Below are 15659 nucleotides of genomic sequence, written 5' to 3' on the forward strand. Positions count from 1 at the left end.
TAAGCAAATTAAATCAGGTGATACCCATTTATGTGGTTGGTCGTTGATTGTATTTCTCGACTCCACCTGATTTCTCTAATCGTTTGGAGAGGAACCCGATGAAGATCGGCAACAGGATGGCTGTTGTTACAACGCTCGCTGCAATTTGCACCGTAGCAATCTCGGCAATTGGGCCAAATGAAGCATTAGCAGCCACGATGGCAGCAGGTGTACCTACGGCATTCCCGGCAGTTGAACCTTCGGAAGCACCAACGATCGGGTTCCAGCCGATGGCTTTAAAGAGCAGGAAACCGATTCCCCCCGTTAATAACACGGTTAACACACCAAGTAAAATTCCGCTAAGACCACCTTGAATGATGGAGGAGAAGCTAATGTTCATACCCAGAGCAAATGCAAAGAACGGAACAAGTTTGTCACTGCCTTTATGCAGCCATTCCGCCAGATTGCGGTCCAGATTACCAATAATGACACCAACGATGAGTGGAAGCAATACCGCAACAAAGGCCATAGGGGAAAACATACCGTTTGCAAAACCCATCGCACCAAAGATGGAGAGCGCTACCATGGTCAGGAAAGGACCATCACTGAGAGCGAGGAAAGGGTAGGCTGCTTTGTCATCTTCTTTCCCGTATTGGCCGGCGAGAGCAATGTACAAACCGCCATTAGAGTTAGTCATTGCAGCAATAATGGCCAGCGGGGCCAGACCGAGAAATAACCCGTTTGAATCCGCGAACAAAATAGCGATAAAACCAAGGGCTGCACCAATCACCCATTTGAACGTAAGCAAGGTCAAACCTTTGCCGACAGAGGAACCTGCTGTTTTAAACGTAATCTGTGTACCCGCAATGAACAGGAACAGGGCAATCAACGTACTGGCACTGTTAACAAAAAGTGCTTCCGTGAATCCGCCAATGCGCAGGGCATTCGGGAAGAATGTATTAATGGTTGCACCAAGTAACAGGGGAACGACCATCATACCGCCAGGGATGCGATCTAAAGTTGCTTTAATGTTCATAGTAGTAGCTCCTTATGAAGTAATCGTTTTTATGAAGCGCTTGCAGGGATTATATTATCCCATATCGTTTAATATAGCAACAATAAATTATTGTAAATTTTAAATACGCAGTTAACTGTTTAAAAATGCAACATATAAAAGCGATAAAAAAGACGCAAACTTAAAGTTAATCTTTAAGTTTACGCCATAATGTGGCCCGGTTAATCCCCAGACGCTCTGCGGCCTTTGATTGATTGTTATTTTCCTCCTGAAGCACGAACTGAATAACTTCTTTCTCAATCTCCTTCAGCGTACCGTTCAACTTCATTGGGCTTGAAGAAGGTTGCTGATCCAGCAAGCGGGACAAGGTAGCCGTGGTGATTACATAATCTTGTTCGTTGAGTGCAGCCTGCTTGATCAGATGTTTCAGCTGGTTGACATTCATATGTGTGATCTGATCTTGGATCAGCTGTAGAGCATCTTCTTTGATTCTCACCGCAGTAGTTCCGTATTTGTGGTAGTAATCCGTCAGGAAATGTTGCATCAGTGGAGCCAGATCCTCTGGTCTATCCGCAAGATTTGGCATCATGATTGTATTAAGCTCCAGATCAAGTGACCACTGCGGGTTCATTATCTGTTCCCCGAGTATAAACACCCCAATCTGATTTTGAAGGCAGCTCTGGATAAAGGCGAGCAACTCCGGATCTTCCATCCGTGTTTCCATGTGGTTAATCTCTACATTTCTAACCTTGGCGAGTGGTATCTTGTGCAAATGACCGGGCGGAACTTGCGAGAGATCCATCTGTAATAAGAGTCCGCCACCTGAGTACATCTGATGAATATGTTTGACCAGAAAAGATTTACCGGAATCTGCTTCACCCCGCAGATAGATCGGTTCATGATTCTCGTAGAGTGCCCGAATGTTCTGTAATACCGCCTGCATGGCAGGGGATTCGGCAACGATAGGCTCCATCGATGCGTCCGTAAACGTTGTTATGCCGAATTGTGCAAAGGCATAGGGTTGTCCTTTTTCCAGCATATATACCTTGTAGTTCTTGTTGTCCAGGGTCGTTTCATAGGCGTTAACCGTGAGCTGGTAATCGTCCACCATGAACACATTTTGGATCTGGGATTGATGGAACTCCAGACTGGTATTGGTCAGATATATGTGATTATCGGTCAGCGGATTTTTCCCAAAATCGGTCAGGTTCTCGAATACAACTTCATTCCGTTCATTTAAAATAAGTAAATTGGGATGTTCCCGTGTAACCAGGTCATTCAGGATGATCGATATCGCATGATTTTTGCTCAAATAACGGTAGACCAGCTGTGCATCCTCCATCGCTCTAAGGATGGATTCCTGTCCAGATTGGATTAACAATCCCTCCAGACCATAGGTCTTCGCGGTGTTGACGGTGATCACATCTCCGACAATCTGTCGGTACCCGGAAGCTTTCAACTCCAAGAGTAATCGGGCGACATCTTCCGAGCTATGTATGGTATAGACCTTGAGGGGCAGATCCATCAGATCAATAATCGATTGTGCACCAGAGGTGATGTTGGAGAAGCCAACAATGGCTGTTTGGCCGTTAAACTGGCTTGCCAGTGTAAGTGAACGAATCATATCATAGCCCGATAACTGCACATCAATGACGGGAATGGTCACTGCTTTTTTAATGAGTTGGGCGGTTCCGCCGCGGCTGATGATAATCTCTGCACCGTTTTTCTCAGCTTGAGTTGCTAATTCCACACCGTTTGCCAAGTCGCCCACGTCCGTCTGAATGGTTAACTGGGGAAAGCGAGGAATGCACTCTTGTATAATAGGAATCATCGATTCGTAGGGAGCAATAAAGTGAACCAGTGTACGCATAATTTTCCTGCCTTTATAGAAAACTTTGATCCCCTTATTATAGCCAACTTACGAAGGAATGGCACCTATGGGGGAACCAGCCCTGTTGTGTCTGCAAAATGCCTGTGTGTTATGCCTTCATAACTCTCCGAGTGGAATGTGATGAAGTGCACTGAATCGAATCGTTATGTATTTCAAAATTAATGCATAATTGCACACGATAAGTATAGAGAAATGAGGAGATTTCATATGGGAGACATTCATAAAGTAGCTGAGCCGGATCACATCATTAAGGATGTTGTCGGGAGGTTCCCGTGCAGGGTGCTGTGGAGTGAGGGCCGCCCATGCTTGGAGTATCAGGGGGAAGAGGATGTGGCGTTAATAACCGAATACGTCCGCATTACGTACAACGTTGAGCTACTGGATGTGTTTTTCACAGCGGTGGAGAGCCTTCCGGTCGAGCCGTAGATCAGGTAGGGATTTATTAGAGCGCGATGAGAAAAGGATTAAATCTCATATAACTTCCAATGTACATGATAAAATAAATAAGAGTGTACATCACGTTGGAGGGGAACCAATGAGAATTGTGTTGAAGAGATTGGGGTATGGTGCTTTGGCAATATTGGGTGTCATGCTAATGTTCATTGTAATTAGTTTCACGAATCATACGATTAAGCTCAAGAGTGAGTTGAGTATTCTGTCGCCGCCAGGTGCAATGGTTAACGTGAATAATCACCAAATGCATGTCTATGCAGAAGGTTCTGGGTCACAAACACTGGTCTTTCTGTCAGGTGGGGGTACATCCGCTCCTGTATTGGATTTCAAGGCACTTTACTCCAGATTGTCTGAACAATACAAAATTGCTGTAGTTGAGAAGGCAGGGTATGGCTTCAGTGAAACGGCCAAGGTGTCCCGCGATATCGATACGATATTGGAAGAAACCAGAACAGCGCTGACTTTAGCTGGCCAGAATCCACCGTATGTGTTGTTTCCGCATTCCATGTCAGGCATTGAAGCATTATATTGGGCACAACGGTATCCAACCGAAGTTAAGGCGATTATTGGATTGGACCCTGCTATTCCAGAGGTATATGAAGCATATCCTTTGCCCTCGGGAGGCATGATGAGTCTGACAGGTTTGGGAGCACGAATGGGAATTACACGCTTTTTCCCCGGGATTGTGGATTCATCCGCTGCGATTAAGGAGGATCACCTGTCTCCTCAGGAAGAGGAACTTTACCGGGCGCTATTCTACAAGAATACGCAGACATCGAATATGAATGATGAAGTCAACATGATTAAACAGAATGCAACAAAAGTTGCTACACAGGGAATTCCGGATGTGCCGATGTATTTTTTCATATCTAATGGAGAAGAGTTACCCGTTGAGAATTGGAAAAAGTACCTAATAACTTATATCGAGTCTGTGAAGATGGGACAATATCAGATTTTAGATGGCGGTCATTACATACATAATACGGATCCAGATCGGATTGCAGAGGAAAGTGTGCTGTTCATTAAAGGACTGTAAACTAGGAAGAAAGAACTGAGAATTAGGAGAGGATTTTTGGATTATAAGACGACACTATAAGTGCTCGTCTTTTCTTATATTACGTTTTTATAGTACGGATTTGGATCGTAGTAACTCCACTTGCCATCGTGAAATGTGAAACGTATGTGGGCGTATTCATGTATTATAGTATACATATGAACTTTTCGGAGGAGGAACAAGTAATGGGAATCTTATCGAGGTTTAGAGACGTGATGAAGGCCAATGTGAACCACATGTTGTCTCGGGCGGAAGACCCGGAGAAAAGTGTGAATGAATATATGCGCAACCTGAGCAGTGATCTGGGTCAGGTGAAGGCTGAAACGGCAGCGGTGCTGTCGGATGAGAGCCGGGCGAAGCGAGCATTGGATGAGTGTAGTGCCGAGGTCAACAAGTTCCAGCGGTATGCGGAAAAATCGGCGGAGTCGGGAGACGAAGACAAGGCACGTGGTTTTCTGGAGAAGAAAGTGAAGTTGGCTGGCAAATTGAACGAATTACAGGCTGCCTATGAACGTGCTTCAGCCAAAGCGAAGATGATGAAACATATGAATGATAAACTCGTTGCAGATCTGGGGAAATTGGAGGCGCGGCATGCAGAACTGAAAGGTCGCATGGCAGATGCAAAGGCGCAGCAACAGGCCAACGAACGGAATGCATCTGCGGGCAGAGCTGATGCTGCATTGAAGGCCATGGAAGACAAGGCGAACCAGGCGCTGAACGAAGCAGAGGCTTTGGCAGAACTTCGTGCTGGGGCACAGGAAGATGATTTGGACGAATTAATTGCCCAGTTGGAGAGGGACATGAACGCAGATGCGGGTAATAATGAGAGTGCGTCGCCAAGTGCAGCGGAAGAACTCGCAGCGATTCAGGAAAAACTGAAGAATAAGTAATACGTTACACCATTTCGTTAACATTGAGGTGAGCAGATGCCGGTTATTGAATATAAATGTCCAAACTGCGGCAGTGGTATGATCTTTGATAGTGTGTCAGGTGCACTATCCTGTCCCAGCTGCGGCCGCGAGGACAACATAGAGCAGATCCCCGATCCCCTGAAAAGACAAGTATTCACCGAAAATGAGGTCAAGGAATACCACTGTAATAGCTGCGGAGCTGACATTGTGACAGAACCGGAGACCAGTGCGACGACCTGCAGTTTCTGCGGTGCAGCGGTTGTACTCAGTGATCGGCTGACGGGCAATCTGGCCCCTGCGATGGTGATTCCCTTTTCGATCAACAAGGATCAAGCCAAGCAGGCTTTCAAAAAGTGGTGCAGAAACGGCCTTTTAACGCCAAGTGGCTTCATGTCCGCCGATCGGATTCAGAGTATTACTGGCATGTACGTGCCGTTCTGGTTGTATGAGTTACATAACAAAATCGAAGTGCATGGTCGTGGCACCAAGGTCAGATCCTACACCCAGGGCGACTACCATTACACGGAAACACAGCATTTTGATATATACCGCCGGATTCGGCTGAATTACGTGAACCTGCCCATCGATGCATCGGAGAAAATGAAGGATGAACTGATGGATAAGCTGGAGCCTTTCCCATATAATCAGCTGAAATTGTTCAAGACCCCGTATCTGGCGGGGTACATTGCGGAAAAATACAGTTATACGGACGAGGAACTTTTCCCACGGGCCAAGGATAAAACGAGATCGTACATTGATTCTTATATTGCCTCAACTGTATCCGGATATACCAGCGTGAGCTACACGGACAAACAGATTGATACTACGCTCAAAAATGCGGACTATGTGCTACTCCCGGTGTGGATGGTCAACTATGACTACAATCGGGCACAGTATACCTTTGCCATGAATGGTCAGACAGGTAAGGTGGTCGGTAAACCACCGATCAGCAAAGCTAAAGTGGCAGGATGGTTCGCAGGGGTATCAGCGGTCTCGTTGTTGTCACTGAAGCTGGTTTCCTGGATGATGGGAGGTGGATTCTTATGAGAAAAAGAACCCCTCTGGCCGTGATGGCTACGCTCATTTTACTTATGTTCACCCTTGTTGCTCCGTTGATTCCCATGTCATCGGTATCCGCAGCGGAGAGCAAAAATCTCATCTACGATGAGGCCAACCTGCTGAGTGAGCAGGAGAAAAGTGAATTGAATCTACTTGCGAATCAGTATGGTGCGGAACGGCAGACGGATTTTGTAATCTATACCTCCAATAACGAGGAGCATAAAAGTGAAAAACTGCTTACCGAAGACTTTTATGACGATCAGGGATTTGGTTACGATAAAACGCATGGAAACGCAGTTATTCTTACAATAGACATGTACAATCGGAAGATGTATCTGGCTGGTTTTCACAAAGGGGAAGAGTACATCGATAATGGCAGAGCCGATAAAATTACGGCCAAAATTGCCCCAGATGTATCGGATGGAAATTATAGATTGGCTTTTGAAAAATATCTGGAGCTCTCCTACGAATATATGGATCTTAAGCCCGGGGTAAACCCGGATAATATCCTCTTCAATACGTGGTTTCAACTTGCTGTATCCGGGGCAATCGGAGGAATTGTAGTTGGTGTAATGACCCATCGTTCTGGAGGACGTGTCACGGTCAATCGTGCGACTTATGAGGATTCCAGTAACTCCAGTGTAATTGATCGTCAGGATCGGTACATTCGTACAACGGTCACCAAACACAAGATTGAGAAGAACAATAACAACGGTGGCGGCGGAGGCGGCGGAGGCGGAGGCACCACCCAAGGTGGCCATTCCCATAGCGGTAGCAGCCGATCTTTCTAGCATCACGGACATTCGCAATAACTTAATGCAGGCATGTTGGGTACACAATGCTTACTAATAGAAGGGATGGGAATTAGTATGGGATTTTTCAGAAATCAATTTTCGAATGTGGTGGAATGGGAAGAGTTTAGAGATGACATGATATTTTGGAAGTGGAGCAATCGGGAGATCAAGAAGGGGAGTAAACTGATCATCCGTTCGGGTCAGGACGCCATTTTCTTGAATAACGGTAAAGTGGAAGGCATTTTCGAGGACGAAGGATCATTTAATATCGATTCCGAGATCATTCCATTTCTTTCTACATTAAAAGGATTCAAATTTGGATTCAACAGCGGCATGCGGGTCGAAGTCTTGTTTGTAAATACAAAAGAGTTCACCGTGCGGTGGGGCACACAAAGTCCGGTGTTGATTCCAACACCACAACTGCCGGGCGGGATGCCGATTCGGGCGAACGGTACATTTAATTTTAAAGTAAGTGACTATGTCACCCTGATTGATAAGATTGCAGGCATCAAGCAGAGTTATCTGGTCGAGGATGTCAAAATCCGAATCACTTCCGTGCTGGATCAGCTTCTGATGAAGTGGATTAGCCGCGAAGGGAAGGATATGTTCAACCTGCAGGCCAACGCATCGGATATTGCCAAAGGTATTCAGGAAGATCTGGATATGCAGATGATGGACATCGGCATTGGGATTACCGGTTTCCAAGTGATGAGTTTCAACTATCCAAAAGAGATTCAGGATATGATTACAAAGACCGCTTCGCATGAGATGATTGGTAATCTGCAAAAGTATCAACAGGTCAGCATGACAGACGGCATCTCATCCGGTAAAGTTCAGGGCGGCGGCGCAGCTTCGGATATGGCGGGCATGATGATGGGTATGAACATGGCCAATGAAATGATGAAAAACATGAACCAGAATCAAGGCCAAAACCAGAACAATAATTCCAATTCGTCTCAGAATCAAAATAACGACCAGAAACCAGCGGGAAATAGCAACGGTGGTTCAAATACATCTTCATCTACAGAAGGCAACAAGAAGCCAAACTTCTGCCCGAACTGTGGAGCCAAAAATGAAGGAGCCAACTTTTGTCCGAATTGTGGTCAAAAGCTGGGCTAATCAAATAAATACATGTAGGGATAGTCTAGCAGTGCACCAAATACTGCGGGTCTATCCCTTTTTGTCTGAATTCAAGTTAAATTAGCAGGGCGTTAAGCGGGAACAGGTCCATTTATTTTAGTTTTGATAAAAGTGTTGACAACCGCTCATAAATCACTTATCTTTAACTTAAGATATTTAATTTAAATATAAATAACAACCACAAACAAATATCTTTAATCCATTACACAAGGAGAGATCAAGATGATGATCCCAACATTGACCAGAATAAATGAACTTTCAAGAAAAGCCAAAGAGGGCGGATTGACGGAGATGGAGAAAGAGGAACAGGTTCGTCTTCGCCAGGAATATCTGCAAACTTTTCGCGGTTCGGTCAACGACATTCTGCTGAATGCAACCATCTATGATCCAAACGGCGATGACGTGACTCCTGATAAATTGAAACAAAAACAGGCCAATCAAAATAACGACTAGAATACAATTCGCTAGATCATATATCTTAATTTAAAGATAATACAAACTTACTATAAATCACTTACCAAACCAAGGAGGAATTAATCATGACTATTCAAACAGCAGGTATTCACCATATTACAGCTTTCGCAGGAGATCCACAGGCCAACGTTGATTTTTATGCCGGAGTTCTGGGACTTCGTCTCGTGAAAAAAACAATCAACTTCGATGCACCTGATGTATATCATCTGTATTTTGGCGATGAACACGGAAGCCCAGGTACCATCATTACCTTCTTCCCATCCGCTGGATCACCACGGGGCAAAATTGGCGGAGGTCAGGTCGGCATCACTTCCTATGTCATTCCTCCTGGGTCGATTGGCTTCTGGCAGAATCGGCTGGAACAGTATAACATTGAGGTAACCAAAACAAGTCGCTTCAATGAAGACCTGCTTCAATTCGAAGATGGCGAAGGCCTGCGGCTTGAGCTTGTTGAACGGGAAGAGGGAGCAATCAGCACTTGGGCGCATGAAGGGATTCCGACCGATAAAGCGATTAAAGGCTTCGGTGGTGCTGTCCTGTTCAGTGTTAACCCGCAAAGAACGATGGATGCTCTTGAGAAAATTTTGGGATTTGTCAGAGTGAGTGAAAATGAAGAGTATGCTCGTTTCCGGTCTAGCGGGGATATCGGTAATGTCGTAGATGTTCCAGTGACCCGTATGGCTCTGGGTATGGGCGGCGCAGGAACCGTGCACCATATTGCATGGCGCGCCAAAGACGATGAAGAGCATGCACAGTGGAGTGAAGCTGTACGTGATTACGGGTACCAACCGACTCCAGTGCGGGATCGTCAGTACTTTAACGCAATCTACTTCAGAGAAGCTGGTGGCATTCTGTTTGAAATTGCTACAGATCCTCCGGGCTTTGCCAAAGATGAACCTGCTGATTCACTTGGACAAAAATTGATGCTGCCTGAGTGGTTTGAGAAATACCGCCCTCAAATTGAAGGTAACCTGCAGCCGATCGAAGTCAGAACGCTCGTACCTGCTACAGTACAATGAAGTAAGGTAGATGGCGCTCAGAGTTTTTCCTCTGGGCGCGTCACCAGTTCAGCGGGAAGGTAACTGAGTTAGCAACAGGCGTTGTATTATGAGAAAACCTAAAGGAGCAACGAAGGATGATGGAGAAAAAGGTTACCTGGCTGGAGCTGTTTTACGATCTGCTCTTTGTAGCAGCGGTCGCCAAAGCGGGTCATGTCTTGTTGCATGCCGAACACGGAGTAATTACGTTTGAATATTTAATGAAGTTTGTGCTTATTTTTATCCCTGTTTGGTGGGCATGGGTCGGTCAGACCTTGTTTATTAACCGCTATGGTCAAGATATCCTGATCCATCGAATATTCCTCATCCTTCAGCTTCTGTCCGTTATGGTCATGACGGCAAGCCTCTCTACCCATTTTGACCAATACTACCTGTCCTTCTTCATTGGATATATCGGCTCACGGGCATTTACGGCGATTCAGTATCTGACGGCTCACAAGTCAAAAGGCGAGCATCAGCAGCAAGCGGCCCGTTATTTGGGTATCTGTTTCCTCATTGGCATATTGATCTCATCAGGTTCATTGTTCTTCGATTCCTGGCTGCGTTACGTGATTTTGTATGCGGGGATTGCCGTTGACATCGTGCTTCCGCTGATCGGACGCAAAAATCTGGTGAAGGTACCAGTTCAGACCCATCACTTGTTGGAACGTTTTGCGCTCTTTACACTTATCCTGCTGGGGGAATCGGTGGTAAGCATTATCGCTGTGCTGCAAGCCGATCATTGGGATATGAAATCCATCTTGTTTGCTGCCTTTACGTCCATCTTTGTCATTGCGATATGGTGGCAATACTTCGACAACGTAGAGAAAAAGGTCAGCAAAGAGATTCAGACTGCCGGGCAAGCGATCATATACGGCCATCTGTTCATCTACATCTCCATGAGTATGATCGCTGCCTCAATTCAACTGTTATATCAGAATCAGTTAAACTATGTGTTCATGCTGGGGTTTGTATTTGGATCAGCGTTACTGTATTTCTTGTCGACATCACTTGTGTTCCACCGTTACAGACACGCACATCTACGACTCCGGCCACGTCATCTGGCAGTCATGGTGGGCTTACTGGTGGCATTTGTCCTTGTTGATCTGGTCTACCGGGTTCCTGCTTATGTGATCATGGGCGAAGACATGTTATTCTTCCTGGTTTATGCGAAACTTACGACTTGATATAAGTAAAATAAAATGAAGAAAAGTCACGGACAACAGGTGTCCGTGGCTTTTTATTATGCCGCTAATTCTGGACATTTTTTAATAATATAAATAAAGCACAAATCTAATTTAATTTCTTCTATAGAATCTGTTAATATGAGACTATGAACAAGTGAATCTACCAGATCATAGAATATCTTTTATATCAAATGAGCGCACGTTTTGTTAGTTCATTTTGTATATAGCGATTCGTAGATATGGGGATGACAATCAGGAGGGAAATCATTGAGCACACATCAAATCGGAGTTCCATTGGAAGGGTTTGCAGAGTTTAGTCGTACGGTTGCCGCAGAAGGAGCCGTTTTACTCAGAAATGAAGGCCAAGTGCTTCCACTTCGTGAAAACGAAAACGTTTCAGTTTTTGGACGGATTCAAGTCAATTATTATCGCAGCGGCACAGGTTCAGGCGGTAGTGTACATGTGGCTTATACAACGAATCTATTGGATGGTCTGCGCAGCAAAAAGAATATAACGGTTAATGAAGAGCTGGCAGCTGTCTATGAGAAGTGGATTGAGGAAAATCCATTTGATGATGGCGGAAAAGTATGGGCGGCCGAGCCATGGAATCAGAAAGAAATGCCTTTGACGGATGAACTGGTTGCACAGGCTAGAAGCAAATCCAGCAAAGCCATTATTGTGATTGGACGTACAGCAGGAGAAGACCAGGATAATGCGGATGCGCCAGGAAGTTACCAACTGACAGAAGATGAGAAAGCGATGTTAAAGCAAGTTACTTCGCAATTTGAACACACAATCGTTGTGTTGAATGTCTCAAATATCATCGACATGAGCTGGTTAAACGAAACGTATCTACATCCGATCCAAGGCGTAATTTACTCCTGGCATGGCGGTATGGAGGGTGGTAATGCGATTGCCGATGTGCTGGCGGGGGACGTTACACCAAGCGGTAAACTGACAGATACGATTGCATATTCCATCGAAGATTACCCTTCGACCAGCAACTACGGCAATGAGTTCAAGAACCTGTATCAGGAAGATATCTATGTAGGTTATCGTTATTTCGAAACGTTTCGACCTGAGCGCGTTCAGTTTGAATTCGGTTACGGCCTGTCTTATACAACGTTTTTGGCCCAACACGAGGAAGCAAAATCCGTGTCCAAAGACGGCGAAACCTACATTGAAGTTCGTGTAAATGTGACCAACTCAGGTACAACATATGCGGGCAAAGAGGTTGTGCAAGTTTATTATGAAGCACCACAAGGCAAACTGGGACAACCGGTGAAGGCTTTGGTGGCTTTTGGTAAAACAGGATTGTTGCAGCCGGGCGAGTCAGAACTTCTGACGATCAGCTTCCCGATCCATGCCATGGCATCTTACGATGATGCAGGCGTTACAGGTCTTGCTTCCGCATATGTTCTGGAAGAAGGCACATACCGACTGCATGTAGGAACCAGTGTGAAACAAGTGCAGCATATCAGCATTGATGGCCAGGATGGATATGTGATTGAATCTCTTCAATTGGTGGAGCAACTGCAAGAAGCGATGGCCCCAACTGAAGATTTTACACGGATGAAACCAGGTTCGCGCAAGGAAGATGGATCTTATGAACTGACTTATGCAGAAGTACCGAAACGTAAGATATCCATGGCGAACCGGATTGAGCAGAATCTCCCGCAAACGCTGGAGCAGACAGGTAACCAGGGCCACAAGCTGAGTGACGTTAAGGCTGGCAAAGTGAGTCTGGAAACCTTCATCGCTCAACTGAGTGATCAGGATCTGGCAGCGATTGTCCGTGGTGAAGGCATGAGCAGTCCGCTCGTTACTTCGGGGACGGCATCTGCATTTGGTGGTGTCAGCGACAGCCTGTTTAACTACGGTATTCCGGTAGCATGTACGGCAGATGGCCCGTCCGGTATTCGTATGGATAGTGGCGAAAAGGCAACACAGGTATCCATTGGTACGTTGCTTGCGGCGACATGGAACAAGGATCTTGTTGAAGAGTTGTATGTGATGGAAGGACAGGAATTGCTAAGAAATCAGGTGGATACCCTGCTCGGACCTGGACTCAATATCCGCCGGAGCCCGCTTAATGGCCGGAACTTTGAGTACTTCTCCGAAGATCCACTGATCTCGGGTGTATTTGCCGCAGCATGTACGAAAGGTATCATGAAGGGTGGTTCCAATGCCACACTGAAACACTTTGCCTGCAACAACCAGGAGAAACACCGCAGTAAAGTAGATGCTGTTGTGTCCGAACGTGCACTGCGTGAAATTTACCTGAAAGGGTTCGAAATCGCTGTAAAAGAAGGCGGAGCAAACTCCATCATGACCTCCTACAACCCGGTTAACGGACACTGGGCAGCATCAAACTACGACCTGAACACCACGATTTTGCGTGGCGAATGGAATTTCGAGGGAATCGTAATGACCGACTGGTGGGCGATTATGAATGATGTGACCGAAGGTGGAGAAGCTGATCGCAAATACACCAACTGGATGATTCGTGCGCAGAATGATCTCTACATGGTTGTACCGAACTACGGCGCAGAGATTAATGGCTGGGACGATAACACGATTGAATCCTTGGAAAATGGAACACTCACGCGCGGAGAGCTGCAACGCTCGGCGATCAACATCTGCAAGTTCATCATGAATGCACCGGTGTCCGGCAGAAAACACGAGATAGTGGAGAACGTCGCTTCGTTCCAAGCGAATGCATCCCTATCTGTTGCACAAGCTCAGGCACTGGTTGAGAACGCACAGGTGAAACCTGAAGTAGCTGAACCCGTCTACATGAAAGTGGACGAGGCAGGCCATTACCGGATTATCGTACAGATCATGTCCCCTGAACCGGAACTGGCTCAAAGTGCATGTAACCTGCTCCTGAATGATCAGTTGGTGACCACCATCCAAACGAATGGTACAGAAGGCAAATGGATCAGACAGAAACTTGTCAAAATAGATCTTGAAGCAGGACTGTATGAATTGAAACTGGACTTCACCAAACCAGGTCTCCAGATTGACTGGATCGAATTCAAACAGGTGTAGAAGATAATCGGGAATATCAGGTGATAAGAGCAATCGAAAGGTTGTTCTGTCATCAAAAGTAGAATACGTTGGTATAAGACAAAGGACACTGTACGCGGGTGTCCTTTGTTGTAACACAGAATAGCTACTGTTATGATAGTGTTATGAGATTCGTAGTTCTGAACAATGGGGTCAGGGGTGTTGCGAGGAATGAGAAATTATAATTTTTTGAGTCCAATCCTGCTGGTTGTGGTGGCGCTGATTGTAAGAGGCCTGGTGACTAACCTGGGAGTTCTTTTCGGATTATCACAAGAAGTGGCGAGTAATATTGCCATGATAGCCATGATTATTGCTGCACTGATTATGTTTAATCGAATGACGAAGGCTCGGCGCAGAAAATAGAAAAAGCTCGGATAACCAGAAGGTTATCCAAGACACGAAGACACCCTCGGGGTGTCTTTTTTGTATTGACGTTCTGATCCTAACGTTTTAGACTATTGCTAATTGATAATAACATTATAAATAACAAAAATAACAAAATTCATTAGATGAAGTGATGAAATCCGTTGCACTCTCTATTTGCTAGCCCATTCCGGTCCCCAAAGGAGAATCCAATCATGAAGATCATTGCCCACAAACAATATATCTTTCAGGAAGGTCAGCCTATTCGGATTGCGTTCCGGGAAGCTGACCGTCGCCCATAATGATGAAGAAGGACCGTAGGAGCGCTGATGAAGCGTTCAGTCGGTCCTTTATGTCATGGATCAAGCTGTGTGCAGTTCGAGAGATGTGTATCGATACGGGTTAACGGTTCTGGAATAATCTACGATGAAGTGAAGGGAGCGACCTTATGGAAAGACAGCCTGTATTGGAAGTCATTGCTGTGAATGTGGAAGATGCCAGAGTAGCTGAGGAGGGAGGGGCTGATCGGATTGAGCTGGTGTCTGCGATGTCTGAAGGAGGACTTACCCCCAGTTATGGTGTCATGGAGCATGTGGTGTCCCAGGTATCCATTCCGGTGTATGTCATGATCCGTCCCCATAGCCGCTCGTTCCGCTATAGCGCAGATGACATCCACGCCATGACCCGGGATGTACGCGTGGCGAGGGAACTTGGAGCCGCTGGCATTGTGATCGGTGCCCTCACCGGAGCTGGTGAAGTCGACCTCATATCCTTGCAATCATGTATGGCCGAAGCTCAGGGTTTGGGCGTTACGTTTCATCGTGCAATTGATGTGAGCACAAGCCTGACTGAGGCGCTCAAGGCCATTAACACATTGGGCAACGTGGAGCGTGTGCTTACATCGGGAGGGAAACAGACAGCGCCTGAAGCCATACTGGAACTGAAACAGCTTCAGCAATTGGGGCAAACCTTGAACATCGCTGTCATGGCAGGGTCGGGGATCACCATAGAGCGGATTCAAAAGCTAGTGAGTCAGACGGGTATCACGGAAATCCATATGGGATCAGGCGTGAGGTACAAAGGCAGCTTTAGTTGTCCCATTGATCCACATTTGGTTGAAGAAGCCAAGCAGCAGTTATTGCTTGCATCACGGCCATTCATGGACAGTAGTGCACTGAGTAGTGGTCCAAGCAAGGGTGGTCCAATAATATAGGGATGCGCTAAATAAAAGGA

General features: G+C 46.0%; 14 protein-coding genes. 12 read left to right on the plus strand and 2 right to left on the minus strand.

Features of this window, described 5'->3' with window-relative positions; translation table 11 throughout:
- Positions 1–28: 28 nt before the first annotated feature.
- Positions 29–1015 (minus strand): 2-keto-3-deoxygluconate permease, encoded by a 987-nt coding sequence (locus MHI52_RS01080; protein ID WP_036616292.1) that lies wholly within the window; start codon positions 1013–1015, stop codon positions 29–31.
- Between the two features lie 166 nt (positions 1016–1181).
- Entirely contained in the window at positions 1182–2864 is a 1683-nt protein-coding gene (locus tag MHI52_RS01085; protein WP_076329624.1) for a sigma-54-dependent transcriptional regulator, read from the minus strand.
- A 228-nt stretch (positions 2865–3092) separates the two neighbouring features.
- Here MHI52_RS01085 and MHI52_RS01090 point away from each other — a divergent pair, with 228 nt between their 5' ends.
- The 12 genes from MHI52_RS01090 (at position 3093) to MHI52_RS01145 (ending at position 15639) form a co-directional block, all read left to right on the plus strand.
- Positions 3093–3311: a hypothetical protein gene (locus MHI52_RS01090; RefSeq protein ID WP_127546406.1), complete on the plus strand. Its 219-nt coding sequence runs from the start codon at positions 3093–3095 to the stop codon at positions 3309–3311.
- Positions 3312–3420: 109 nt separating this feature from the next.
- Positions 3421–4374, plus strand: coding sequence for an alpha/beta hydrolase (locus MHI52_RS01095; protein WP_405158280.1), 954 nt, complete (start codon positions 3421–3423; stop codon positions 4372–4374).
- 203 nt (positions 4375–4577) lie between these two features.
- On the plus strand, positions 4578–5282 hold the full coding sequence (locus MHI52_RS01100) for a PspA/IM30 family protein (RefSeq protein WP_405158281.1): 705 nt from the start codon (positions 4578–4580) through the stop codon (positions 5280–5282).
- Positions 5283–5318: 36 nt separating this feature from the next.
- Positions 5319–6350, plus strand: coding sequence for a TFIIB-type zinc ribbon-containing protein (locus MHI52_RS01105; RefSeq protein ID WP_338707501.1), 1032 nt, complete (start codon positions 5319–5321; stop codon positions 6348–6350).
- Positions 6347–7153 (plus strand): TPM domain-containing protein, encoded by an 807-nt coding sequence (locus MHI52_RS01110; RefSeq protein WP_340983755.1) that lies wholly within the window; start codon positions 6347–6349, stop codon positions 7151–7153. Before MHI52_RS01105 ends, MHI52_RS01110 begins: the two co-directional genes overlap by 4 nt.
- A gap of 78 nt (positions 7154–7231) precedes the next feature.
- On the plus strand, positions 7232–8275 hold the full coding sequence (locus tag MHI52_RS01115) for an SPFH domain-containing protein (protein ID WP_339285034.1): 1044 nt from the start codon (positions 7232–7234) through the stop codon (positions 8273–8275).
- 246 nt (positions 8276–8521) lie between these two features.
- A complete protein-coding gene (locus tag MHI52_RS01120; RefSeq protein WP_145326414.1) occupies positions 8522–8749 on the plus strand; it encodes a DUF896 domain-containing protein in 228 nt (75 codons plus the stop codon).
- Between the two features lie 86 nt (positions 8750–8835).
- Entirely contained in the window at positions 8836–9789 is a 954-nt protein-coding gene (locus tag MHI52_RS01125) for a ring-cleaving dioxygenase (protein ID WP_405158282.1), read from the plus strand.
- 116 nt (positions 9790–9905) lie between these two features.
- A complete protein-coding gene (locus tag MHI52_RS01130; protein WP_405158283.1) occupies positions 9906–10994 on the plus strand; it encodes a low temperature requirement protein A in 1089 nt (362 codons plus the stop codon).
- 267 nt (positions 10995–11261) lie between these two features.
- A complete protein-coding gene (locus MHI52_RS01135) occupies positions 11262–14045 on the plus strand; it encodes a glycoside hydrolase family 3 C-terminal domain-containing protein (protein ID WP_405158284.1) in 2784 nt (927 codons plus the stop codon).
- A gap of 189 nt (positions 14046–14234) precedes the next feature.
- A complete protein-coding gene (locus tag MHI52_RS01140; RefSeq protein ID WP_017691199.1) occupies positions 14235–14426 on the plus strand; it encodes a hypothetical protein in 192 nt (63 codons plus the stop codon).
- 448 nt (positions 14427–14874) lie between these two features.
- Positions 14875–15639 (plus strand): copper homeostasis protein CutC, encoded by a 765-nt coding sequence (locus MHI52_RS01145; protein WP_340983751.1) that lies wholly within the window; start codon positions 14875–14877, stop codon positions 15637–15639.
- The last annotated feature ends 20 nt before the right edge of the window (positions 15640–15659 follow it).

Source organism: Paenibacillus sp. FSL H8-0283 (genome assembly GCF_045040675.1).
In the GTDB taxonomy this organism is placed as follows: domain Bacteria; phylum Bacillota; class Bacilli; order Paenibacillales; family Paenibacillaceae; genus Paenibacillus; species Paenibacillus amylolyticus.